22 protein-coding genes are annotated in these 21799 nt (G+C 70.3%); 8 read left to right on the top strand and 14 right to left on the bottom strand.

The genetic code is table 11. The annotated features are described in order from the left end of the window. Positions 1-914, top strand: a 914-nt coding sequence (locus FFS51_RS03695; protein WP_502704732.1) for a DMT family transporter, incomplete at its 5' end; no start/stop codon positions are given. Positions 915-965: 51 nt separating this feature from the next. Here the strand turns inward: FFS51_RS03695 and FFS51_RS03690 are convergent. Together FFS51_RS03690 and FFS51_RS03685 are read right to left on the bottom strand one after the other, a co-directional pair. Continuing rightward, a complete protein-coding gene (locus FFS51_RS03690) occupies positions 966-1523 on the bottom strand; it encodes a YceI family protein (protein WP_045246170.1) in 558 nt (185 codons plus the stop codon). A 183-nt stretch (positions 1524-1706) separates the two neighbouring features. Next, on the bottom strand, positions 1707-2075 hold the full coding sequence (locus tag FFS51_RS03685) for an FKBP-type peptidyl-prolyl cis-trans isomerase (RefSeq protein WP_045246168.1): 369 nt from the start codon (positions 2073-2075) through the stop codon (positions 1707-1709). A 337-nt stretch (positions 2076-2412) separates the two neighbouring features. Between FFS51_RS03685 and FFS51_RS03680 the strand changes: the two genes are divergently transcribed. Further along, positions 2413-3276 (top strand): fumarylacetoacetate hydrolase family protein, encoded by an 864-nt coding sequence (locus tag FFS51_RS03680; protein ID WP_137877559.1) that lies wholly within the window; start codon positions 2413-2415, stop codon positions 3274-3276. A 66-nt stretch (positions 3277-3342) separates the two neighbouring features. On the opposite strand, the gene FFS51_RS03675 is transcribed toward FFS51_RS03680, so the two are convergent. The 3 genes from FFS51_RS03675 to FFS51_RS03665 form a co-directional block, all read right to left on the bottom strand. Continuing rightward, positions 3343-3690 carry a hypothetical protein gene (locus FFS51_RS03675; protein ID WP_045246165.1) on the bottom strand — a complete coding sequence of 116 codons (348 nt, stop codon included), beginning with the start codon at positions 3688-3690 and terminating at the stop codon, positions 3343-3345. A gap of 97 nt (positions 3691-3787) precedes the next feature. Then, positions 3788-5263 carry an aspartate ammonia-lyase gene (locus tag FFS51_RS03670; protein WP_045246163.1) on the bottom strand — a complete coding sequence of 492 codons (1476 nt, stop codon included), beginning with the start codon at positions 5261-5263 and terminating at the stop codon, positions 3788-3790. Positions 5264-5323: 60 nt separating this feature from the next. Next, positions 5324-6223 carry a phosphodiesterase gene (locus FFS51_RS03665; RefSeq protein WP_137877558.1) on the bottom strand — a complete coding sequence of 300 codons (900 nt, stop codon included), beginning with the start codon at positions 6221-6223 and terminating at the stop codon, positions 5324-5326. 72 nt (positions 6224-6295) lie between these two features. Here FFS51_RS03665 and FFS51_RS03660 point away from each other — a divergent pair, with 72 nt between their 5' ends. Next, a complete protein-coding gene (locus tag FFS51_RS03660; protein WP_249352645.1) occupies positions 6296-8443 on the top strand; it encodes a S9 family peptidase in 2148 nt (715 codons plus the stop codon). A gap of 300 nt (positions 8444-8743) precedes the next feature. Then, on the top strand, positions 8744-9652 hold the full coding sequence (locus FFS51_RS03655) for an endonuclease domain-containing protein (RefSeq protein ID WP_137877556.1): 909 nt from the start codon (positions 8744-8746) through the stop codon (positions 9650-9652). Between the two features lie 120 nt (positions 9653-9772). Here the strand turns inward: FFS51_RS03655 and FFS51_RS03650 are convergent, their stop codons facing one another. From FFS51_RS03650 to FFS51_RS03640, 3 genes are all read right to left on the bottom strand, one after another. Then, positions 9773-10801: a 6-phosphofructokinase gene (locus FFS51_RS03650; RefSeq protein ID WP_045246155.1), complete on the bottom strand. Its 1029-nt coding sequence runs from the start codon at positions 10799-10801 to the stop codon at positions 9773-9775. 145 nt (positions 10802-10946) lie between these two features. Beyond that, the gene (locus tag FFS51_RS03645; RefSeq protein ID WP_137877555.1) at positions 10947-13097 is read right to left on the bottom strand and encodes a DEAD/DEAH box helicase; all 2151 of its coding nucleotides are present in this window, start codon (positions 13095-13097) and stop codon (positions 10947-10949) included. Positions 13098-13311: 214 nt separating this feature from the next. Beyond that, complete coding sequence (locus tag FFS51_RS03640; protein ID WP_137877554.1) at positions 13312-13962, bottom strand: hypothetical protein; 651 nt, start codon at positions 13960-13962, stop codon at positions 13312-13314. A gap of 102 nt (positions 13963-14064) precedes the next feature. On the opposite strand from FFS51_RS03640, the gene FFS51_RS03635 reads away from it, so the two are divergent. Further along, positions 14065-15423: an MFS transporter gene (locus FFS51_RS03635; protein WP_249352644.1), complete on the top strand. Its 1359-nt coding sequence runs from the start codon at positions 14065-14067 to the stop codon at positions 15421-15423. A gap of 7 nt (positions 15424-15430) precedes the next feature. Here the strand turns inward: FFS51_RS03635 and FFS51_RS03630 are convergent, their stop codons facing one another. From FFS51_RS03630 to FFS51_RS03610, 5 genes are read right to left on the bottom strand one after another with little or no spacing between them, the layout of a single operon-like run. Further along, positions 15431-16372, bottom strand: a complete 942-nt coding sequence (locus tag FFS51_RS03630; protein ID WP_137877553.1) for a bifunctional riboflavin kinase/FAD synthetase — start codon at positions 16370-16372, stop codon at positions 15431-15433. Next, the gene (locus tag FFS51_RS03625; RefSeq protein WP_045246146.1) at positions 16372-16815 is read right to left on the bottom strand and encodes a membrane protein; all 444 of its coding nucleotides are present in this window, start codon (positions 16813-16815) and stop codon (positions 16372-16374) included. Before FFS51_RS03625 ends, FFS51_RS03630 begins: the two co-directional genes overlap by 1 nt. A 47-nt stretch (positions 16816-16862) precedes the next feature. Then, positions 16863-17231: a hypothetical protein gene (locus FFS51_RS03620; protein WP_045246144.1), complete on the bottom strand. Its 369-nt coding sequence runs from the start codon at positions 17229-17231 to the stop codon at positions 16863-16865. Then, positions 17228-18139: a tRNA pseudouridine(55) synthase TruB gene (truB, locus tag FFS51_RS03615; protein ID WP_137877552.1), complete on the bottom strand. Its 912-nt coding sequence runs from the start codon at positions 18137-18139 to the stop codon at positions 17228-17230. The genes FFS51_RS03620 and truB overlap by 4 nt, the downstream gene beginning before the upstream one ends. Continuing rightward, positions 18139-18825 (bottom strand): nucleoside/nucleotide kinase family protein, encoded by a 687-nt coding sequence (locus FFS51_RS03610; protein ID WP_137877551.1) that lies wholly within the window; start codon positions 18823-18825, stop codon positions 18139-18141. Before FFS51_RS03610 ends, truB begins: the two co-directional genes overlap by 1 nt. 61 nt (positions 18826-18886) lie before the next feature. Between FFS51_RS03610 and FFS51_RS03605 the strand changes: the two genes are divergently transcribed. From FFS51_RS03605 to FFS51_RS03595, 3 genes are all read left to right on the top strand, one after another. Then, positions 18887-19756 (top strand): iron-sulfur binding domain-containing protein, encoded by an 870-nt coding sequence (locus FFS51_RS03605; protein WP_137877576.1) that lies wholly within the window; start codon positions 18887-18889, stop codon positions 19754-19756. Between the two features lie 70 nt (positions 19757-19826). Then, positions 19827-20546, top strand: a complete 720-nt coding sequence (locus FFS51_RS03600) for an ABC transporter ATP-binding protein (RefSeq protein ID WP_249352643.1) — start codon at positions 19827-19829, stop codon at positions 20544-20546. Continuing rightward, positions 20543-21274, top strand: coding sequence for an ABC transporter permease (locus tag FFS51_RS03595; protein ID WP_137877549.1), 732 nt, complete (start codon positions 20543-20545; stop codon positions 21272-21274). Before FFS51_RS03600 ends, FFS51_RS03595 begins: the two co-directional genes overlap by 4 nt. A gap of 6 nt (positions 21275-21280) precedes the next feature. On the opposite strand, the gene rbfA is transcribed toward FFS51_RS03595, so the two are convergent. Next, entirely contained in the window at positions 21281-21718 is a 438-nt protein-coding gene (gene rbfA / locus FFS51_RS03590) for a 30S ribosome-binding factor RbfA (protein ID WP_045246132.1), read from the bottom strand. Positions 21719-21799: the final 81 nt, after the last annotated feature.

Below are 21799 nucleotides of genomic sequence, written 5' to 3'. Positions count from 1 at the left end.
CCACCGCTCCCCCCAGCCCGGCCCCCACCCGCGCCGCGTCGACGACCGTGCAGTTCGTCCTCACCGGCATCGTCTGGGGCGCCAGCTTCCTGTTCATGAAAGTCGGACTCACCGGCCTGTCGCCGATGCAGATCGTGTGGAGCCGTCTCGTGCTCGGTGCACTCGCCCTCGCCGCCATCGTGCTGTGGCGCCGAGAGAGGCTGCCGGCATTCGGACGCGTGTGGGGCCACATGCTCGTGCTCGCTGTGACCTTCTGCGTCGCCCCCTACGTGCTGTTCGCGTGGGCCGAGCAGCACGTCAGCAGCGGGCTCGGCAGCATCTACAACGCGACGACGCCGATCATGACCGCGATCATGGCGGGGCTCCTGTTCCGCGTAGAGCGTCTCAAGCCCGTGCAGCTGGTCGGCATCGGGGTCGGCATCCTCGGCGTGGTCGTCATCATCGGCCCCTGGCAGGGGCTCGACCTCGGCCATGACATCGTCGCGCAGCTCGCACTGCTCGGTGCGACCGCCTGCTACGGATTCAGCCTCGCGTACATGCGCCGCTTCGTCGCGAACACCGGCATGTCCGCGCTCGTGTTCTCGCTGCTCAACATCGGGCTCGGAGCGGTCATCATGCTGCTCCTCACCCCGGTCGTCGCGCTCACCCCGATCACCCTCGACGTGTGGGTCGTCGGCAGCATGCTGCTGCTCGGGTTCCTCGGCACGGGCGTCGCCTACGTCTGGAACCAGAACACCGTTCGCGCCTGGGGCCCGACCCGCTCATCGACCGTCACCTACATCACGCCCGTCGTCGGCGTCGTGCTCGGCGTAATCGTGCTCGGCGAGGGCGTCTCGTGGCAGGAGCCCGTCGGGGCACTCATCGTCTTCCTCGGCATCCTGCTCGCCCAGAACCGGCTGCGCCTGCGACGCTGAACGACGAACGGGGTGGATGCCGCGGCATCCACCCCGTCCACGGGAAGGCGATCAGGCCTGCAGCGAGCCCTGCAGGTCGAGCTCGATGGTGACGTCCTTGCCGACGAGCACGCCGCCGGTCTCGAGGGCGGCGTTCCAGGTGAGGCCGAAGTCCTCGCGGTTGATGACCGTCTTGGCGGTCGCGCCGGCCTTGTAGTTGCCCCACGGGTCGTTGCCGAAGCCGCCGAAGTCGAAGTCGAACGTGACCGGCTTGGTGATGCCGCGGATCGTCAGGTCGCCGTCGACGAGGAACTTGTCGCCCTCGAGGCGCACGCCGGTGGAGACGAACTCGATCGTCGGGTAGGTCTCGGTGTCGAAGAAGTCGGCGCTGCGAAGGTGCTGGTCGCGACCCTCGTCCTTGGTGTCGATCGAGGTGACGTCGACGGTGGCGGTGACCTTCGCCTCGAGCGGGTTCTCCGGAGCCTCGATGGTGGCGGCCTTGACGCCGAAGGTGCCGCGCACCTTCGAGATCATCATGTGGCGCACCGAGAAGGTGACCTCGCTGTGCGAGGGGTCGAGGACCCAGGTGCCGGCCTTGTAGCCGGGGAGTTCGAGCGTCGTGTCGGTCATGTCATCTCCATGTGGATGGTCGCGCGGATCGCGATGTCTGGCGGGTGCAACCACCATCCTGCAACATGCATTCCCAAGAATGGAAAATTCCTGATGACGGCCGCCGGAACAGATGACGGCCGCTGACACGACGAATGCCCCGCCCCCGCGTGGGGACGAGGCATCCGGATGTCTCGGGTCGAGTCAGGCGACGGCGAGCAGGTCGATCACGAAGATGAGGGTCTTGCCGCCGAGGAAGTGCCCACCGGCGGGACCGTACGCGAGGTGCGGCGGGATGACCAGCTCGCGCCGTCCGCCGACCTTCATGCCGGGGATGCCGTCCTGCCAGCCCTGGATGAGGCCACGCAGCGGGAACTGGATGCTCTCGCCACGACCCCACGAGGAGTCGAACTCCTCACCGGAGGTGAACTCGACACCGACGTAGTGGACGGTCACGGTGTCGCCGGGCTTGGCCTCCGCCCCGTCACCGACGATCAGGTCGCGGATGACGAGGTCGCTCGGGGCGTCACCCTCAGGGGCGTCGATCTCGGGCTTGGTGCGGTTGTCAGTCATGACTCCATCCAAGCACGCGCGACGCCGCGGCGCGCGGGTGTGACATATCGGCCCACCCTTGACAGGTCCGGCGACTCGGGGCATCCTGACACCAGACCTACTCAGCGCTCGGGAGACACGCAGGCATCGCCGCGGCACCGGGCGCTGAGTCTGTGCGGGGCACCGGATCGGATGCGCTCACGTCGCGAACAGCTCTGCTCGAGCGGCGACGTCGTCGACGCTAGGGACGCTTCGACCCCACGGGCGGCATGGCCTCGGTCAGGTTTCGGTCATTCTGATCGCCGCCGGCATCCCCCATCGCCTCAGCCTAGAGGCGGGACCGCACTAGCCTGGAGAGATGCGTTTCGCCCACGTGCTCCACCCGGCGGCGACGGAGCCCCGACTCGTACTCGTGCGGGAGGATGACGCCGTCTACGTCGACGAGCTGTTCCCCGGCGCCCCCGCCCGCCTGTCCGAGCTCGTCGCCGGCGGCGATGACGTGCTCGCCCGCATCGCCGCCGCGGCGCCGGCCGCGCCGGCGACCTCGCTCGAGGGCGTGGCGTTCGCATCCGCGGTCGACGATCCGCCGGTCATCCTCGCGGTCGGCCTGAACTACGCCGCCCACTCGGGCGAACTCGGATTGAAGACGGATGCCACGCCCACGGTGTTCGTGCTCTGGCCCAACTCCCTCGCGGGACACGAGCAGACGACCTCCTGGCCCCGGTCGCTCAGCGAGTCGGTCGACTACGAGGCCGAACTCGGTGTCATCATCGGCCGGCACGCGAAGGACGTCGCTGCCGCAGACGCCCTCGACCATGTGTGGGGGTACACGGTCGTCAACGACATCACGGCCCGGGACATCCAGTTCTCGGAGGCCCAGTGGAGCCGGTGCAAGTCGTTCGACGGCTTCACCCCCACCGGCCCCTACGCGGTCACCCGCGACGAGATCCCCGACCCGCAGGACCTCCACATCTGGACGATCGTCGACGGCACAACCGTGCAGGACGCCTCGACCGGGCAGATGGTGCGGTCGGTCGCGACCCTCATCGCCCAGCTCTCGCAGTCCGTGACGCTGCTTCCCGGAACGCTCATCTCGACCGGTTCGCCGGGTGGCGCCGGCTACTCGCGCGATCCGCAGATCTTCCTGCGCGATCGCTCCACTGTCACGGTCGGCATCGACGGCATCGGCGCGCTCACGACGCATTGCCGCATGACCGACTGACGCGGGAACCGCTCCCACACGACGAACGGCCGACCCCGAGGGGGCCGGCCGTTCGTCGATGCGGTGTCAGTTGCAGGTGATGGTCACACCGTTGACATCGTGGATGCCCGTGCCGAGCGTCGCGCACTGCTGGAGCAGCGCGGCGGCGGCGGCCGCACCGACCGCCGCGACGATGATGGCCACGATGATGCCGAGCACGATGAAGATGATGCTCAACGTCAGCGCCACGGTGGAGGGCGTGTTCTTCACACCGGCGCGCTTGGACTGCACCTTTGCAACGATCGCAAGGATCAGGCCGACCACGGGCATGATGATCGCGAACACGATGGCGACGATGCCGAGCGTGCGGCCCGGCTGCTCGACGGCGGCGGCGGGAGCCGGCGGGGGCGGCGGGGCGTACTGCGGTTCGGACATGGGATCCCTCTCAGGGTCGATACAAGAGCGCCACTGCGTGACGCTACCGCGACGATATCGGTTCCTGAGTGTTAGCCGAAAGAGGCACGACGTCGAGTCAGCCGACGGGCGGAACCGGCGCGTCCTCGGGCGCGATGACGGGGATCGCGGCGGTGATCGTCTGCAGCCCCGACAGGCGGGCGGGCGACAGCTGCTTGGTCACCTCGTCGCGCGACATCAGTCCCGCCTCGACGACGAGGTCGGCGACGTTGCGCCCTGTCATGAGTGCCGTCTTCGCGAGCGCCGCCGCGGCCGCGTAGCCGATGTACGGCGTGAGCGCAGTGATCACGCCCACAGAGGCACCGACCATCGCACCGAGGCGGTCGCGGTTCGCGGTGATGCCCTCGACGCAGTTGACGCGCAGCGTCCACATCGCCTGACGCATCCACGTGAGCGACTGGAAGATCGAGTGCGCGATGACGGGTTCGAAGGCGTTCAGCTGCAGCTGCCCCGCCTCGACCGCCATCGTGACCGTCATATCGGCGCCGACGACGGAGAAGGCGACCTGATTCACGACCTCGGGGATCACGGGGTTCACCTTGCCCGGCATGATGCTCGAGCCGGCCTGCCGCGCGGGCAGGTTGATCTCGCCGAGTCCGGCCTGCGGACCTGAAGAGAGCAGACGCAGGTCGTTGCAGATCTTCGAGAGCTTCACCGCGTTGCGCTTGAGTGACGCGGAGAACGACATGAAGGCGCCCGTGTCGCTCGTGGACTCGACGAGGTCGTCGGCGGTCGCGAGGTCGAGGCCGGTGATCTCACGCAGGTGGTGGAGCACCGCCGCCGCATACCCGGGATGGGTCGTGATGCCCGTGCCGATCGCCGTCGCGCCCATGTTGATCTCGTACATGAGGAACGCGTTCTCGCGGAGTCGGTTGTAGTCCTCGCCGAGGGTCGTGGCGAAGCCGTGGAACTCCTGCCCGAGCGTCATCGGCACTGCGTCCTGCAGCTGAGTGCGGCCGACCTTCAGCACATCGTGGAACTCCACGGCCTTGTCGAGGAACGACTGCCGCAGGTTGGCCAGCTCGTCGAGGAGGCTTCGGAGCGTCAGCGAGAGACCGATCTTCACCGCCGTCGGGTAGACGTCGTTCGTCGACTGACTGCGATTGGTGTCGTCGATGGGCGACAGGAACGCGTAGTCGCCGCGCTCACGACCCGCGAGTTCGAGCGCGATGTTGGTGATGACCTCGTTCGCGTTCATGTTCGTCGACGTGCCCGCGCCGCCCTGGATCACACCGACGACGAACTGGTCGTGGAAGTCGCCGTCGATGACCCGCTGCGCAGCGCGGTCGATCAGGTCGGCCTTGGCCGGATCGAGCACCCCGATGTCGGCGTTCGCGCGCGCCGAGGCCTGCTTCACCATCGCGAGCGCCGTGACGAGGTCCGGGTAGACGGAGATGGGGCGCTTCGCGACGGGGAAGTTCTCGAGAGCGCGCGCGGTGTGGATGCCCCAGTAGGCGTGGCCGGGGATCTCCATCGATCCCAGCGAGTCCGTCTCGGTGCGGGTGTGGGTATGCGTCGTTGCATCGGTTGCCATGGGGTGTCCTTGTGGGTGTGATCACGGCTGAAGGTGGATGCCTCGAGCCTAATCGCGCGCTCAGCGCTTGCGGGAGAACTGCTCCAGGCGTTGCGCGGGATCGAGCGCGGCCATGCGTTCGAGCCATGCCTCGTCAAAGTAGTCGACGGCCTCGGCCCCGGCGACCGGCACGACCGAGTGGGTGATCGTGTCGGCGTAGACGTGCACGAGGTGGAACGACTGCCCGGCGTCCATACCGTTCACCTTCGCCGCCGGAGCGGCGAGATCCATCGTGTAACAGGTCGCCGCGGCCACGCTCACGGGCACACCCGCGAACGTGCCGTGCGTCGAATAATGCAGATGCCCGGCGAGGATGCCGCGCACATCCGTTCCGGCGACCACCTCGGCGAGCGCCGGCTGGTCGCGGAGCTCCAGGATGTCGAACAGCGGAACGTGGCTCGGCAGCGGCGGATGGTGGAAGGCGAGCAGGGTGCCGAGCGGCGCGGGGTGCGCGAGCAGATCGCGCAGCCAGGAGAGCTGCGCGTCGCCGAGCTCGCCGTGGTGCCACCCGGGCACGGTGGAGTCGAGCGCGATGAGCCGGAGGCCGCCGAGGTCCCAGACGCCCGTCACCGGCTCCTCCGTGGGCGCGGCGTCGAGCAGCCCCGCACGCAGCGCCGGTCGTTCGTCGTGGTTGCCCGCGACCCACACGACGGGGGCGGCCAGGCGCGCGGCGAACGGTTCGACGACCGCTCGCAGCGACGCATACGCCTCGGGCTCGCCGAGGTCGGTGAGGTCGCCCGTGATCACGATCGCGTCCGGCGCGATGCGCATCGCGTCGATGCGCGCGAGGGTCGCGGTGAGGTTCGCTGACGTGTCATACCGGCCGCCGAGAGGACGGTTGCCGGCGAGGAAGTGCGTGTCGCTGAGATGGATGAGCGTGCGCAGCGCCGGCGGATACTGACCGAGGGAGACGGAGCTCATGCCCCCAGCGTACGCACGGCGACCGACGCGCGGTCGGCCGCGGGCGCGGCGGGCTGGGATACCGTGGGCAGGGTGACCGATGCGTCCGCCGCTGCCGCGGCATCCGTTCCCCCCGTCGCCCCCCGTCGCACCCACGTGCGCACCCACCACGGTGATGCGGTGGACGATCCGTATGAATGGCTGCGCGCCAAGGACGACACCCAGGTCGTCGCCCACCTCGAGGCGGAGAACCGCTACACGGAGTCGCGCACCGCCCAGCTCGCGCCGGTGCAGGAGCGCATCTTCGAGGAGATCAAGGGGCGCGTGCTCGAGACCGACCTCTCGGTGCCGACGCGACGCGGCGCGTGGTGGTACTACGCGCGCACCGAGGAAGGCAAGCAGTACGGCATCCAGTGCCGCGCCCCGATCGGTTCGCCCGACGACTGGACCCCGCCCGCGCTCGAGCCGGGCGAGCCCGTCGTCGGCGAGCAGATCCTGCTCGACGGCAACCTCGAGGCCGACGGCCAGGAGTTCTTCTCCCTCGGCACGTTCGAGGTCTCCACCGACGGCCGGCTGCTGCTCTACGGCGTCGACGTCGAGGGCGACGAGCGCTACACGCTGCGGGTGCGCGACCTCGACACCGACGAGACACTTCCCGACGTCATCGAGGGCACGTTCGCCGGCGCCACCCTCTCCCCCGACGGACGCCACATCGTCTACACGACGGTGGACGACGCATGGCGCCCCGACACCGTCTGGCTGCACGAGATCGGTGCGGATGCCGCATCCGACCGTCGTCTGTTCCACGAGCCCGACGAACGGTTCTGGGTCGACGCGGGCTTCACCCGCAGCGACCGCTTCCTGGTGATCGGGCTCGGCTCGTCGATCACGAGCGAGGAATGGCTCGTGCCGGCCGACGACCTGACCGCGCAGCCCCGCGTCGTGTGGCCGCGGCGCGAGGGGGTCGAGTACGACTCGTCCCACGCGGTCGTCGACGGCGAGGACGTGCTCTATGTGCTCCACAACGACGGTGCGCTCGACTTCGAGCTCGTGCGGGTCGCGGCGTCCGATCCTGCGGGACCGCGCACCGCGGTGCTCCCCCATGAGCCGGGGCGGCGGCTCCTCGGCGTCTCGACGTTCCGCGACTGGGCCGTCGTCGGCTACCGCCGCGACGGGCTCGCCCGCCTCGGCGTGCTCGACTATGCGACCGCCGCCGTCGACGAGCTCGCGTTCGACGAGCCGCTCTACTCGGTCGGCACCGCCGGCAACCCGGAGTGGGCGCCGCCGCTCGTGCGCCTCGGCTACGGCTCATTCGTGACCCCGAGCACCGTATACGACTACGACGTCGCCACGCGCACGCTGGCGTTGCGCAAGCAGCAGCCCGTGCTCGGCGGCTACGACCCCGGCGACTACGCGCAGCGCCGCCTGTGGGTGACGGCGACCGACGGCGTGCAGGTGCCGGTCTCGCTCGTGTGGAAGCGGTCGTTCGGCGAGCCCGGCGCCGCACCGCGCCCGGTGCACCTGTATGGCTACGGGTCGTACGAGGCGACGATCGACCCCGGGTTCTCGGTGCCACGCCTGTCGCTGCTCGACCGGGGCGTCGTCTTCGCTATCGCCCATGTGCGCGGCGGGGGCGAGATGGGCCGCCAGTGGTACGAGGACGGCAAGCTGCTGCACAAGCGCAACACGTTCACCGATTTCGTGGATGTCGCCCGTCACCTGGTCGACGCGGGCTACACCCGACCCGAGCACCTCGTCGCCGAGGGCGGCAGCGCCGGCGGCCTGCTCATGGGAGCGATCGCGAACCTCGCCCCCGAGCTGTTCGCCGGTGTGCTCGCCGATGTGCCGTTCGTCGACGCGCTGACGACGATCCTCGACCCGTCGCTCCCGCTCACCGTCATCGAATGGGACGAGTGGGGCGACCCGCTGCACGACGCCGACGTGTATGCGTACATGAAGTCCTACACGCCCTACGAGAACGTGCGCGAAGGCGTGAGGTACCCGCGCATCCTCGCGGTCACCTCGTTCAACGACACCCGCGTGCTGTACGTCGAGCCTGCCAAGTGGGTGGCGCGCCTGCGCGAGGTCGGCGCCGACGCGCTGCTTCGCTGCGAGATGGTCGCCGGCCACGGCGGCGTCTCGGGGCGCTACAGCGCCTGGCGTGAGCGGGCGTTCGAACTGGCGTGGCTGCTCGACGTGCTCGGCGACGGGGTTCCGTCGGGCGCCGAGGCCGACGCCTGAGCAGACGATGAGGTGACGGGATGCCGCGGGCCGCGGCATCCCGTCATCACTCACCCGAAGAGCGCGGCAGCCTCTTCGAAGCGGTACTGCGGAACGGTGTTGGTTCCGTGGTGCCCGACAACAGGAGTTCGCGCGGACGCAGGGCGAAAGCGCGCGGATTCACCTGTTCGCGCGAGAACTCCTGGTGCGGCGAGACGGCTCGCCCGCCGTGCGTCCTCCCCACCGGCGGCGCGAGCGCGCGTACACACCGAACATCGCGAGGTGCCGCGCGAGAACAGTCGACACCGCCACCATCGACGGGTGACCCTCGATTTCACCCAATGGCTCACCGACCGAGGCGGGACCGCGCACAGCAGCGCGGCGCGGGACGCCGGATTCTCCGAGCACACGGTACGCACTGCAGTGGCGGCGGGCGCCGCGCGCCGCGTACGTCGATCATGGTTGGTCGCGCCCGATGCGGACCCGCGCCGCCTCGCTGCCGCGCAGGTGAGCGGGCGCCTGACCTGTGTGAGCGCCGCCTCACTCCTCGGACTCTGGACGCCCGATCACGACGACACCCACATCGCGGTCTCGTCCCATGCGTCACGCCTTGACGACGAGGGACTTCGCCTCCACCGGGCCAACGGACCTGCCCCGGTAGGGCCGCGGGAGTGCGTCGATCCACTCGTGAACGTGCTGTTCCACGTCGCGCGCTGCACGCCTCCACGGGATGCCCTCGCCGTGTGGGAATCGGCCGTCCGGCACGGGCGGATCGACATCGATACGCTGCGGCGAGTGCAGTGGCGTAGTGCCCGCGCTCGGCGTCTCGCTGACCTTGCGTCCGGCCTGTCCGACTCAGGGATCGAGACCGTGTTCGTCTCGCTGATGCGGCAGGCCGGCATCCGCGTCGTGCAGCAGGCCGTCGTCGACGGTCATCGCGTGGACGGACGGATCGGACGTCGCCTCATCGTGCAGATCGACGGCTTCGCGCATCACGGAGGCGCCGCCGCGCGGCGCCGGGACCTCGCACAGGATGCCCGCCTCGTGGTTCGTGGATTCACCGTCCTGCGTTTCGACTACCGCCAACTGCTCTTCGAGTCGGCAGCGGTCATCGACACCGTTCGCACCGCAGTCGCACAGGGACTCGACCTTGACCGACCCAGCGCGAGGACAGGTGATCGTCCGAGAACAGGACTGCCTTTGAGCTTTCCCCCGGTGACGGCGAGATGACCTGTCTCGACGTGCGCAGCGGCCGCGGCCAGCGCTGCCACGGTCGCCGGCCGTCGAGGCCGACGCCTGAGCAGACGATGAGGTGACGGGATGCCGCGGGCCGCGGCATCCCGTCATCACTCACCCGAAGAGCGCGGCAGCCTCTTCGAAGCGGTACTGCGGAACGGTGTTGAGCTCACCGAGCGCCTCGGCGAACGGCACGCGCACGATGTCGGTGCCGCGCAGGGCCACCATCTGGCCCCAGGCGCCGTCGACGACGGCGTCGGCCGCGTGGAGGCCGAGACGCGTCGCCAGCACACGGTCGAACGCCGACGGCGAGCCGCCGCGCTGGATGTGGCCGAGCACGGTCGCGCGGGTCTCGATACCGGTGCGGCGCTCGATCTCGGGCGCGAGCACCTCGCCGATGCCGCCGAGTCGGGGGCGGTTGAACGCGTCGAGCCCCTTGTCGCTGAATGCCTCCTCCATGCCGGTGAGCTTGAACCCCTCGGACACGACGACCAGCGGGGCGCGCCCGCGGCTGTGGGCCTTGTTGACGAGCTCGCAGACCTCGTCGATCGACATGGGCACCTCGGGGATGCAGATCACGTGCGCCCCCGCGGCGATGCCGGCGTGCAGGGCGATCCAGCCGACGTGGCGCCCCATGACCTCGGCGACCATGCAGCGCTGGTGCGAGTCGCCGGTGGTGCGCAGGCGGTCCATCGCGTCGGTCGCGATGTTGACGGCGGTGTCGAAGCCGAACGAGTAGTCGGTGGCGCGCAGGTCGTTGTCGATCGTCTTCGGCACGCCGAGCACGTTGATGCCGTCGTTCGAGAGGCGGTCGGCGGCGGCGAGGGTGCCCTCCCCGCCGATCGCGATGATGCCGTCGATGCGGTGTCCGTAGAGCGTCTTCGCGATGTTCTCGGCACCGCCCCGGGGGCCCTCGTAGGGGTTCGTGCGGCTCGTGCCGAGGATCGTGCCGCCGACCTTCGACAGACCCTTCACCTCGTGGCGGGTCAGCGGGAAGAAGTCGCCGTCCACGACGCCGCGCCACCCGTCGCGGATGCCCACGAACTCGATGTTGTAGTTCGTCGTGCCCTTGAGCACGACGCCGCGGATGACCGCGTTCAGGCCGGGGCAGTCGCCGCCGCTGGTCAGGATGCCGATCTTCATGCTGTGATCCTTGCTTTCCGGGTGTGGAGCTTCCGGGGAGACAGGCGACGTTGCCCTCCCGACTGTATCGCCGGATGCCTCGTGGGTGCCACACGGCCCCGAGACGACCGATGCGGTCGCCCCGGGGCCGTGCACACAGATGCGGTCAGGCGGCGCCGAGCGCCTGGCGCAGCACGTGGATGAGCGCCGCGAGCTGCACGGAGTCGCTCGACCCGGGCTCGACCGTGACGCCGTCGAGGGCGCGCAGGGCGAGCGACTGCTTCGAGTCGATCAGCTCGGCGATCTTCGCGTCGATCGTGTGGGCGGCGATGATGCGCCAGGCGGTGACCGGCTCGTCCTGTCCGATGCGGTGCACGCGGTCGATCGCCTGCGTCTGCTCCGCCGCGGTCCAGCTGAGCTCGGCGAGCACCACGTTGGATGCGGCCTGCAGGTTCACGCCGACGCCGGCGGCGGTCAGCGAGCACACGATGATGCCGACGCCCGGGTCGTTGTTGAACGCGTCGATCGCCTCCTGGCGGGCGACCGAGGTCTGGTCGCCGCGGATCGAGACGGCACGCACGCCCGCCGCGGCGAAGTGCGCCTCGGCCTGGTCCATGACGTCGATGTGCTTGGCGAAGAACACGACCTTGCCGACCGAGCGCTGCAACTGGGCGGCGTAGTCGGCGGCGAGCTGGGCCTTGCCCTGCCCGATGCGACGCACCATCGTGAAGACGTTCTCCGAGCCCGTTCCGGCGGCCTTCGACTCGTCGAGCTCGTGCTGGGCGACCATGCGGATGACGTCCTCGTCGACCTCGCCGAGGGGCACCGTGGTGCCGTGGCGGTCGGCGCGGGCCGTGACGACCCGGCGGTAGTGCGCAGCGAGGCGCTCGCCGAGCTCCCGTTCGGCCTGCCGGATGGACCGGCCGAACTCGTCGTCGAGCTGCACCGGCAGGTCGGCGATCAACTTGTCGGGCAGGTCGGCGGCGACATCCGTCTTCAGACGCCGCACGATGCCCATCGAGATCACCGCGCTGCGCGCCTCCGGGTAGAACGCCTTGTCGGCGGGCGTGAAGCCCGTCTCGTCGAGCTTCGCCATGAGCTCGGTGCCCGGCTTCTGCCCGTTGGTCCAGCCGAGGAAACGCCAGATGGCGTCGAAGTCCTCGACGTCGTTGATCAGGGGCGTTCCGGTGAGCGCGAGCAGCAGCGGGTTCGTGGTGCGCTCGCGCAGGCGGGTGGCGAGGGCGAGCACGTTCTGGGACCGCTGCGAGGTGAGGTTCTTGATGAAGTGCGCCTCGTCGACCACCATGCCGCGCAGACCCAGCTCGCTGAGCCACGACAGGTGACGATCGAGGATCTCGTAGTTCACGATGAAGACGTCGGCGAAGGCGTCGACGTCCTCGCCGTCGCCCTGGATGACGGTCGCGCGACGCTGCGGCGTCCAGCGGGCCACCTCGCGCGCCCAGTTCATCTTGACGACGTTGGGCACGACGACCAGCAGCGGATAGGCACCGGCGACGGATGCCGCGAGCACCGACTCGGCCGTCTTGCCGAGGCCGGGCTCATCGGCCAGCAGGAACGTGCGGTGCCCCTCGCGCACGGCCTCGAGGAACCGCGACTGGTGCGGCATGACCTCGAGCCCCTTGGGTGAGAGCCGGTCGAACTCGGGCACGGGCGGCAGCGGCATGCACGCCGATACGCCGCCGGCACCCGTCTCGAACGCCTTGTAGAGCGGGCCCATCAGCTCCCAGCCGTCGAGGCGGCGCCGCGGCGCGTCGACCGCGGGGCGGGAGGTCAGATCGGGGGCGAGGAACGGGTTCGACAACCGCCGCGACTCCACCTGGGCGGGCGTCACCTGACGCTCGGCGAGCGCGGCCGGAACGACCGGGGCCGGGGCGGGGGCGGCATCCGTGATGATCAGCTCGTCAGGAGCGAGCTCGGCACCCGACTCGAGCAGCCAGTCGCGGCGCATGCGGCGCGCCACCGGCGACGTCGCCTGATCGACCTCGAGCAGTTGGATGAGAGAGGTGTCGCGGGCGGCGGTCTTCGCGAGAATCGTCGCCACGCCGTCGAGGCGCTTGAGCAGTTCGGCGCGCACATCGGTGGCGAGCGCGGTGTCGGCCTTCACCCGGGCGCGCTCTTCGCGCACCAGGAAGGCGATCACCTGGAACTTCACGCGGTTGGTCGGGCCGAGCTTCCCGCGCTGCGCCTTGGCCTCGACCTCACGCACCTTGCGGGCGAGGATCGGGATGATGGGCGCGTCGTCGTCTCGACGGGACGACGAGCGTCGTTGCCGCTGAGCGGCTGCCGTGGTCGGCATGCTCCTCCTGAGCGTCGAATCCGAAAGCGTCGACCTGCGACGGTCGAGCACCGGTAACTGCTGCCGCGGCCATCCGTGGAGATCGGATGTCGGCGGGCGGGCGGCGCCTCGCTTCCGCACGGTGTGACGAGTGTCGGTGCGCGGCGGGGGCCGTGGTCAGTCTAGCCGATCGGCGCCGAGCGTCGGACCCGTGCCCGCACTCACATCGGCGGTGCTACTGCCAGAGGGTCGCCGCTATGTCGGCGGTGTAGCCGGCGGGGAAGGTGGTGATCCAACGTGTCGAGATCCAGGCGTTGCCGCGCAGCAGGTGCTCCTCGCCGTTCGCGACGATCTGATCCTGCTGGGTCACCGACTTCGTCTCGATGCCGCACACTGTGCCGCCATCGGCCGCAGTGCAGGCGAACCCGTTGCTCTCGAGGGCCTGCTGCACCGTGCTCGCCTGACTGCTCGAGACGATGGACACGTTCGTCGCGATGCCCTTCTCACTCGGGCCGCCCCACGTGCACCGTAGCGTCGGGATTCCCGATTGCAGCACCTCGAGCGCCGGAACGATCTGGGTGGAGAGCATGGTGACCGCACTGTCGTTCATCGGCGCTATCGACGCGTTGAGGCTCGCGAGCATCGCGGCCGAATAGATCGACGTGCACGACGCCGGGAGGGTGACGTCCCCGGCCTGCGGCGTATTCGTCTCGATCGGCGATGGGCTGGCGGGCTGAGCGGGCGTGATGGTGCTCACGTTCGGACTCGGCGTCGCCCCCGACGAGGAAGAGGCCCCCGGCTCGTACGCCCCGCAGGCAGACAGTACACCGACGGCCATCGCCAGGCCGGCGATCACGACACTGCGGAAGATGGATGACGAGCGCATGAGACCTCCTTCAGTCGGGACGGTCCGACCCTACCCGGCAGTCCGCGCCCGCGCCGGACGGCGTGCCGCGCTCGCGTGACTCGCCCGCACTACTGTGGGCGGGTGAGCGTCCCCCCACGCGCGTCCGATCGCACGGTGATGGCCATCGCCGTGCTCGCCTCGGCAGTGTCGTTCCTCGACGCCACCGTTGTGAACGTCGCCCTGCCGGCGATCGAGCGCGAGCTCGGCGGCGGACTCGTCACGCAGCAATGGATGGTCGACGCCTACCTGCTGACCCTCGGTGCGTTCATCCTCACCGCAGGAGCCCTGAGCGACGTCCTCGGACGTGTCGTCGTGCTGCGCATCGGTCTCCTGGCGTTCGGCGTCGCCTCGGTGCTCGTGGCGGCCTCCCCCGACCCGGTCTTCCTCATCGCCGCACGCGCGCTGCAGGGCGTGGGCGGAGCTCTTCTCGTGCCCAGTTCGCTCGCGATCATCACCGCGCACTTCGACGACGACACGCGCGGACGCGCGATCGGCACGTGGACGGCGTTCACGACCGCCGCGACGCTCGTCGGTCCGGTGCTGGGCGGACTGTTCGTCGACCATCTGTCGTGGCGTGCCGTGTTCCTCGTGAACGTGGTTCCCCTCGCCGCCGCTCTGGTGCTCCTCGCACGCGGCGGACTCGTCGACGAACGACGCGGCGGCCGGGTGGATGTCGCGGGAGCGGTGCTGTGCGCCCTGGGGCTGGGCGGCGTCGTGCTCGCCTTCATCGAGCAGCCCAGACTCGGGTGGGCGCATCCGCTCGTCGCCGGCGCTCTCACGATCGGGGTGATCGCCCTCGCGGGATTCTTCGTCCGCGAGCGATCGACCCCCGACCCACTCCTGCCCCTCGGCATGTTCCGAAGACGGAATTTCTGGGCGGGGAATCTGGCCACGCTCGCGATCTACGGCGCCCTGTCGCTCAACGGCATCGCGCTGGGGCTCTTCCTGCAGGAGACCGGCGGCTTCAGTGCGACCCTGGCCGGCATCGCGACCCTGCCGGCGACGGTGATCATGATCGCCACGAGCCGGTTCGCCGGCGCGGCCGCCTCCCGATTCGGCCCGCGCCGGTTCATGGCAGCGGGGCCGCTCGTGTGCGCGGCGGCGATGATACTGCTGCTCACCGTCGGCACACCGATCGACTACCTGACGCAGGTGCTGCCGGCGGTGGTGCTGTTCGGAGTGGGGCTCTCCCTCACCGTCGCTCCGCTCACCTCGGCGGTGCTGGGCGCCGCGGGCGCCGATCACGCCGGCGTCGGCTCGGCGGTGAACAACGCCGTCGCGAGGATCGCCGGGCTCGTGACGGTGGCACTGCTCGGCGTCGTCACCGGCGGATCCCTCGATGTCGCGGGATTCCACGCCACCGCGATCCTCGCGGCCGCACTGTCCGTCGGCGGCGCGGTGGTGTCCGCGATCGCGATCCGCGATCCGCAGCGCACCTGACCGCGGCTCAGGCGAGGATGGCGCGCACCTCCGCGACATCCGCCGTCATGCGCTCGATGAGCGCATCGATGCCGTCGAATGCGACCATCCCGCGGATGCGCGCCGTGAACTGCACCTCCACGGATGCGCCGTAGAGGTCGAGGCCGTGCTCGTCGAGGACATACGCCTCGACCTGGCGCTGGTCGACGTCGTCGAACGTCGGGTTCGTGCCGACACTGATCGCCGCCGGATAACGGTGGTCACCGCCGGGCTCTCGCACGAGAAGCCACCCCGCATACACGCCGTCCGCCGGTGCCACCCCCGCCGTGCGGCCGCCGAGGTTCGCCGTCGGGAAGCCGAGTTCGCGACCTCGTTTGAGTCCGTGTACGACCTCGCCCCAGACCGAGGGGGCGCGCCCGAGCAGCCGTGTCGCCGTGGCGATGTCGCCGTCGGCGAGCGCCTCACGCACCCACGTCGAGGACACCCGGCGCTCCCCCGCGCGGGCGCGCACATCGTCGATGACGTCGACGGTGAACCCCCGCGCGGCGCCCAATTCGGCGAGCAGTTGCGGGGTGCCGACGCCGCCGCGCCCGAAGCGGAAGTCGCCGCCGACCAGGATCGTGCGCATCCCGAGCGGACCGAGCACGGCGTCGACGAATCGCTCCGGCTCGAGATCGGCGAGGTCACGGTCGAACGTGAGCACGAGGACGGCGTCGATGCCGGTCTCGGCGAGCAGCTCAAGCTTCTGGGGCACGCCGGTGAGGCTCGGCGGGCAGGCGTCGGGCCGCAGCACGGCCAGCGGGTTGCGGTCGAAGGTGACGGCCACGACCTTCGCCGTGCCCGCGGCATCCGCTCGGGCACGATCGAGCACCGCCCGGTGCCCCGCGTGCACACCGTCGAACTTGCCGACCGCGACGACCGACGGACCGAATCCGTCCGGCACCTCGGCGGGCGAACGGAACACGAGCATCAGGCGCGCTCCGCGTCGGGACGGTGGCGGCGCAGCCACCAGAGACCGAAGAACGGCAGCACCAGCGGAACGAACACGTAGCCGATGCCGTAGATCGACCAGACGGTCGGATGCTGGAACAGTGCCGGGTCGACGATGCTCAGCGTGCCGACGATGAGCACGCCGGCGAGCTCGAAGCTAATCGCGATCCACGCGACGCGATACCAGCCTCGCGACCCCGAGAACACGAGGGCGAGCGTCGCGAGGATGTAGACGACCGCGGCGACGGCAGAGAGCGCATAGGCGACCGGAGCGGCCTGGAAGTCCTGGATGATCTGCACCACCGAGCGTCCCGTCGCCCCGAGCGCCAAGATGCCGTAGACGATGACCAGCACGCGACCGATCCCCGTCATACGGGTACGGGAGGTGCGGGCGGACGCGGGCTCGGACGAGATGATCGGCATGGCGGCTCCATCCTATTCGGGCCCGGACACGTGCCCGGCGTCTCGCATCAGGACCCCTGCAGCGTCCAGATGACCTCCATGCGCCACACCATCACCGCGACGGCGAGCGCTCCGACGCCCATGACGACCGTGCTCCACCGGCTGCGCTCCAACAGTGCCCAGAAGACGGCGGCAGGCGGCAGGAGAGCCGCCGAGATCGCATACACCCAGAACTCCAGCACGCTTCCGCTCGGCGTGTTGCCGACCGCCGGGGCGATGAGCGCGGTCACGACCTGTGCGAGCAGGAGCAGCTCGACGAGCGCGAGTGACCCGACCGACAGGTCGGACGGCCGTCGACCCACGAGTCCGAGCACGATACACAGCAGACCAGCAACGGATGCCACGGCCACCTGCACGAGCGAGAACCACAGGATCATGCGGATGCCTCCTCGGGCATGTTCATCGCGCTCTTGATGTCGGCGCCCCGACGTTCGACGATGCCGACGAGCACCCCGTCGGGGGCGATGGCGGCGCGCACGGCCCCGCCGAGCCGGTCGGCCGCCCCCTCGAGCCGCTTTCCGTGGCGCAGATCGCGGGCTTCGTCGGCCGTCACCGGCAGCGCCCCCAGCACGGCCGCCGCGACGTCGGCGGCGGGCACGAGGCGCGCGGGGGCGATGTCATCGGCGGATACCGCATCCGCGACGTCGAACGAGCCGATGCGGGTACGACGCAGCGCCGTCAGATGCCCGCCCACCGCAAGGGCGGCGCCGAGGTCGCGCGCGAGGGCACGGATGTATGTGCCGCTCGAGCAGTCCACCACGACGTCGAGGTCGATGACGCCCTCCGTGCGGCGCAGGGCGATGACCTCGAACCGGGAGATCGTGACCCGCCGAGAGGCGAGCACGACTTCCTCCCCGGCCCGCGCCAGGTCGTAGGCGCGACGACCGGCGACCTTGATCGCCGACACGGTGCTCGGCACCTGGTCGATCTCCCCGGTGAGCCGGGCGATCCCGGCCTGCACCGCGGCATCCGTCACGGCAGCGATCGCCGCCGGATCGGCGACCGCCGTGCGCACGCCGTCGGCATCATCGCTGTCGGTCGACTCGCCGAGCCGGATGGTCGCCTCATAGGTCTTGTCGAGCCCGACGAGGTAGGTGAGCAGTCGGGTCGCGCTGCCGACGCCGAGCACGAGCAGGCCTGTCGCCATGGGGTCGAGCGTGCCCGCGTGACCGATCTTCCGGGTCGCGAGCGCGCGACGGGCACGGGAGACGACGTCGTGGCTCGTGATGCCCTGCGGCTTGTCGACGAGGAGGATGCCCGACGGCGAGGCGACGTCGGCGGCCATCAGCAGAAGTCCCGGTAGGCGCGCAGCGGGCGAGCGGGGTCGGTGTTGTCGACGATCGCCGAGGCCGCCGCCGACGGCCGCGCCTCGCGCAGGTAGAGCTCCTGCCCGCCGCGGTAACGGGCGTTCGCAGGGGCGTCGGGGTCCGGATCGGTGCCGTCGCGCTTGGACACCCGGGCGTAGGCGACCGCGAACGGCGCCTCCAGCCACACCGTCCAGTTCCAGATGCCCTGCGTCTCGGGGCTCTGCAGGAACATGCCGTCGACGATGAGCACCGCGTCCGCGGGACCGGTCGTCCACCGCGCCTCCAGGGGTGCGTCGCGGCGGTGATCGAACGCGGCGAGCTGGAACCCGGTCGCACCCGACGTGCGCGCGCCGTCACGGAACGGGTCGAGCAGCACCCGGCGGAAGGTCGGGATGTCGTAGGTGTCGCGGTAGAAGCCGACAGCCGAGTCACGGCCGCGCGCGTAGCGCTCGGCCCGCGGGCGGAGGAAGTCGTCGAGGGACGCACGGAAGACCGCGACATCCGCTTCGGCGAACACCTCGGCGAAGCCGTCGGCGAACGTCGTCTTGCCTGCCCCGTCGATGCCGTCGACCCCCAGCACGATGCGGCCCGCCGGGTAGTGCTGCCGCACCTCGTCACGCAGCTGACGCTGCAGTTCGACGACGGGGGTGGAGGCCAGGCGCATGTCCCCAGCCTACGGCGACGGATGCCGCGTCCCCCGCCCGCGCACCTTCTACGCTGGGTCGGTGACCCCCCTCGCCGCCGCCCTCGTCGACTGGTACCGCGGCAACGCGCGCGACCTGCCGTGGCGGGCGCAGGGGTTCGGGGCGTGGGGCGTGCTGGTGAGCGAGTTCATGCTGCAGCAGACACCCGTGAACCGGGTCATCCCGCTGCTCGAGGCCTGGCTCGTGACGTGGCCGACACCGACCGCGCTCGCGGCGGCATCGCCCGCGGAGGCGGTGCAGCGGTGGGCGAACCTCGGCTATCCGCGGCGAGCGCTGTGGCTGCACCGGGCGGCCGTCGAGATCCGCGACCGGCACGACGGCGTCGTGCCGCGCGACGTCGATGCCCTGCTCGCCCTCACGGGCATCGGCGAATACACGGCTCGCGCCGTGGCGGTGTTCGCGTACGGCGACAGGCATCCCGTCGTCGACACGAACACGCGGCGCGTGCTCGCGCGCGCCGTCGACGGAAGGTCCCAGCCCGGGCCGCCGGCGAGAAGCGACCTCGACCGGATGGCGGCGATCCTTCCGGAGGATCGCGCGGCGGCGGCGACAGTGAACGCGGCGGCCATGGAGCTGGGCGCTGTCGTCTGCACCGCGCGTACGCCCCGCTGCGACCTCTGCCCCGTGCGGGAACTGTGCGCGTGGCGCGCGGCGGGCTACCCCGACACCGGCGACACCCGCCGTCGCCAAGCCCGGTATGAGGGAAGCGACCGTCAGGCCCGCGGCGCCGTCATGGCGGTGCTGCGCGACGCCGCCCCCGAGGGTGTGCCCGTCGACGCCGTCATCGCCGACTGGCCGGATGCCGCGCAGCGCGACCGTGCGATCGGCACCCTGCTCGCCGACGGTCTCGCGGAGACGACGCCCGACGGCCTGCTGCGACTGCCGGCGTAGAGTGCTGCCGCCCGCATTCTTCCGGCGGCATCCCATTGCTGTCGCCCACCCCGCGTGGGAATGTCGTGGTGTGGACAGCACGGTGGCGGTGGTCACACACGATCTGGCGGTGCGGCGCGGTCGTACGCGCATCCTTCATGGCATCGATGTCGCACTCGCACCCGGCGAGCTCGTCGGCCTGCTCGGGCCGTCGGGCAGCGGAAAGACGACGCTCATCCGCTCGATCGTGGGCGCGCAGCGCATCACCCGAGGCAGCGCGACTGTGCTCGGACAACCCGCCGGGAGCCGACCGCTGCGCGGGCGGATCGGCTATATGGCGCAGAGCTCGGCGATCTACGACGACCTGACGGTGCAGCAGAATGTGCGCTACTTCGCCCGGGTGCGCGGCAGCTCCCGTGCCGACGCGGATGCCGCCATCTCGGTCGTCGATCTCGACGCCTTCCGCGGAGCGCTCGTCTCGCGTCTGTCGGGAGGTCAGCGAAATCGGGTGTCGCTCGCGATCGCCCTCGTCGGCCGCCCGCCCATCCTCGTGCTCGACGAGCCCACGGTCGGCTTGGATCCGCTGCTGCGCCGCGACCTGTGGGCACTGTTCCGGTCGCTCGCCGACGACGGCACGACGGTCGTCGTCTCGAGCCACGTGATGGATGAGGCACGGCGATGCGACCGGCTCCTCCTCCTGCACGACGGGCGGCTCATCGCCGACACCACGCCCGATGGACTGCTCGCCGAAACCGCAACGAGCGACCACGACGCGGCGTTCCTGGCCCTCGTCGAACGGAACACCCCATGAACCCGCTCCTCACCCTCGTGACCGCAGGCCGGGTGCTGACCCAGATCCGCCACGACCCACGCACGATCGTGCTGCTGCTGTTCGTCCCCTCGCTGCTGCTCGGTCTGCTCGCGTGGGTCTTCGACGACGCCCACACGTTCGATCAGGTGGGACCGGCGCTGCTCGCCCTGTTCCCGTTCACCGTCATGTTCCTGGTGACGAGCATCGCGACGCTGCGCGAACGGCGCAGCGGAACCCTCGAGCGCCTGCTCACCCTCCCACTGGGCAAGGGCGACGTCATCGCCGGCTACGCTCTCGCCTTCGGGCTGCTCGCCGCGATGCAGGCGCTCATCGCCGTCGCCTTCGCGGTGTGGGTGTGCGGGCTCACGATCGCCGGCCCGATCGGACTGCTGATCGTGGCCGCCATCCTCAACGGGCTTCTCGGCACGACGCTCGGCCTGCTGGCATCCGCGTTCGCGGCGACCGAGTTCCAGGTCGTGCAGTTCATGCCCGCGATCGTGTTCCCGCAGGTGATCCTGGGCGGCGTCATCGTGCCGCGCGACAGCATGCCGGACGTGCTTCGGGCGATCAGCGATTGGCTGCCGATGTCGCACTCCGTGCAGGCGCTGCACGACCTCGCGACCTCGACCGATACCGGACCGGCCCTGCGCGAACTCGGCGTCGTCGCCCTGTTCACCCTGGGTGTCGTCGTGCTCGCCGCGCTGTCACTGCGACGTCAGACGCGCTGAGCGCGCTCAGTCCTCGTCGTCGTCTTCGACCCGCGGCTTCACGTAGGGGTCGGACTCGCCGGCGTAGTGAGCGCCGACGGCGATGCCCGCCACGGCCTCGTCGCGCTCACGCGCCTCGCGCAGAAGATCCTCGATGTGCCCGGCCGAGTCCGGCAGCGCGTCGAGGATGAACTCGAGCGTCGGCGTCAGCCGGATGCCCAGCTGACGACCCACGTCGCTGCGCAGCATGCCGGTCGCGGACCGCAGCGCGGCCGCCGTGTCCTCGCGGGCCTTCTCGTCGCCGAGCACGGTGTAGAACACCGACGCGTGCTGCAGGTCGCCCGTCACCCGCACATCCGTGATCGTCACGAAGCCGAGCCGCGGGTCGCGCAGCCCCTTGTCGAGCCGCTCCGCGAGCAGCACCTTGATGCGGTCGGCGATCCTCGCCTGACGTTCATTCGCCATGTCGTCCTCCTCGCCCGCGGGCCTCTTCGACGGTCCGTGCCCGAGACGGATGCCTCGTGGTCCCCGCGAGGGCCACGAGGC

Origin of the sequence: Microbacterium sp. 4NA327F11, assembly GCF_005503465.1 — a bacterium.
GTDB lineage: Bacteria > Actinomycetota > Actinomycetes > Actinomycetales > Microbacteriaceae > Microbacterium > Microbacterium ginsengisoli.
This window is presented reverse-complemented; position numbering and strand designations above follow the sequence as displayed.

Coding starts and splice junctions, on each gene's coding strand:
- FFS51_RS03645 (WP_137877555.1), bottom strand. CDS start 13,097: ATGCCGACCACGGCAGCCGCTCAGCGGCAACGACGCTCGTCGTCCCGT.
- FFS51_RS03595 (WP_137877549.1), top strand. CDS start 20,543: ATGAACCCGCTCCTCACCCTCGTGACCGCAGGCCGGGTGCTGACCCAG.
- FFS51_RS03640 (WP_137877554.1), bottom strand. CDS start 13,962: ATGCGCTCGTCATCCATCTTCCGCAGTGTCGTGATCGCCGGCCTGGCG.
- FFS51_RS03690 (WP_045246170.1), bottom strand. CDS start 1,523: ATGACCGACACGACGCTCGAACTCCCCGGCTACAAGGCCGGCACCTGG.
- rbfA (WP_045246132.1), bottom strand. CDS start 21,718: ATGGCGAATGAACGTCAGGCGAGGATCGCCGACCGCATCAAGGTGCTG.
- FFS51_RS03675 (WP_045246165.1), bottom strand. CDS start 3,690: ATGTCCGAACCGCAGTACGCCCCGCCGCCCCCGCCGGCTCCCGCCGCC.
- FFS51_RS03670 (WP_045246163.1), bottom strand. CDS start 5,263: ATGGCAACCGATGCAACGACGCATACCCACACCCGCACCGAGACGGAC.
- FFS51_RS03625 (WP_045246146.1), bottom strand. CDS start 16,815: ATGCCGATCATCTCGTCCGAGCCCGCGTCCGCCCGCACCTCCCGTACC.
- FFS51_RS03630 (WP_137877553.1), bottom strand. CDS start 16,372: ATGCTCGTGTTCCGTTCGCCCGCCGAGGTGCCGGACGGATTCGGTCCG.
- FFS51_RS03650 (WP_045246155.1), bottom strand. CDS start 10,801: ATGAAGATCGGCATCCTGACCAGCGGCGGCGACTGCCCCGGCCTGAAC.
- FFS51_RS03680 (WP_137877559.1), top strand. CDS start 2,413: ATGCGTTTCGCCCACGTGCTCCACCCGGCGGCGACGGAGCCCCGACTC.
- FFS51_RS03610 (WP_137877551.1), bottom strand. CDS start 18,825: ATGCGCCTGGCCTCCACCCCCGTCGTCGAACTGCAGCGTCAGCTGCGT.
- FFS51_RS03620 (WP_045246144.1), bottom strand. CDS start 17,231: ATGATCCTGTGGTTCTCGCTCGTGCAGGTGGCCGTGGCATCCGTTGCT.
- FFS51_RS03665 (WP_137877558.1), bottom strand. CDS start 6,223: ATGAGCTCCGTCTCCCTCGGTCAGTATCCGCCGGCGCTGCGCACGCTC.
- truB (WP_137877552.1), bottom strand. CDS start 18,139: ATGGCCGCCGACGTCGCCTCGCCGTCGGGCATCCTCCTCGTCGACAAG.
- FFS51_RS03685 (WP_045246168.1), bottom strand. CDS start 2,075: ATGACTGACAACCGCACCAAGCCCGAGATCGACGCCCCTGAGGGTGAC.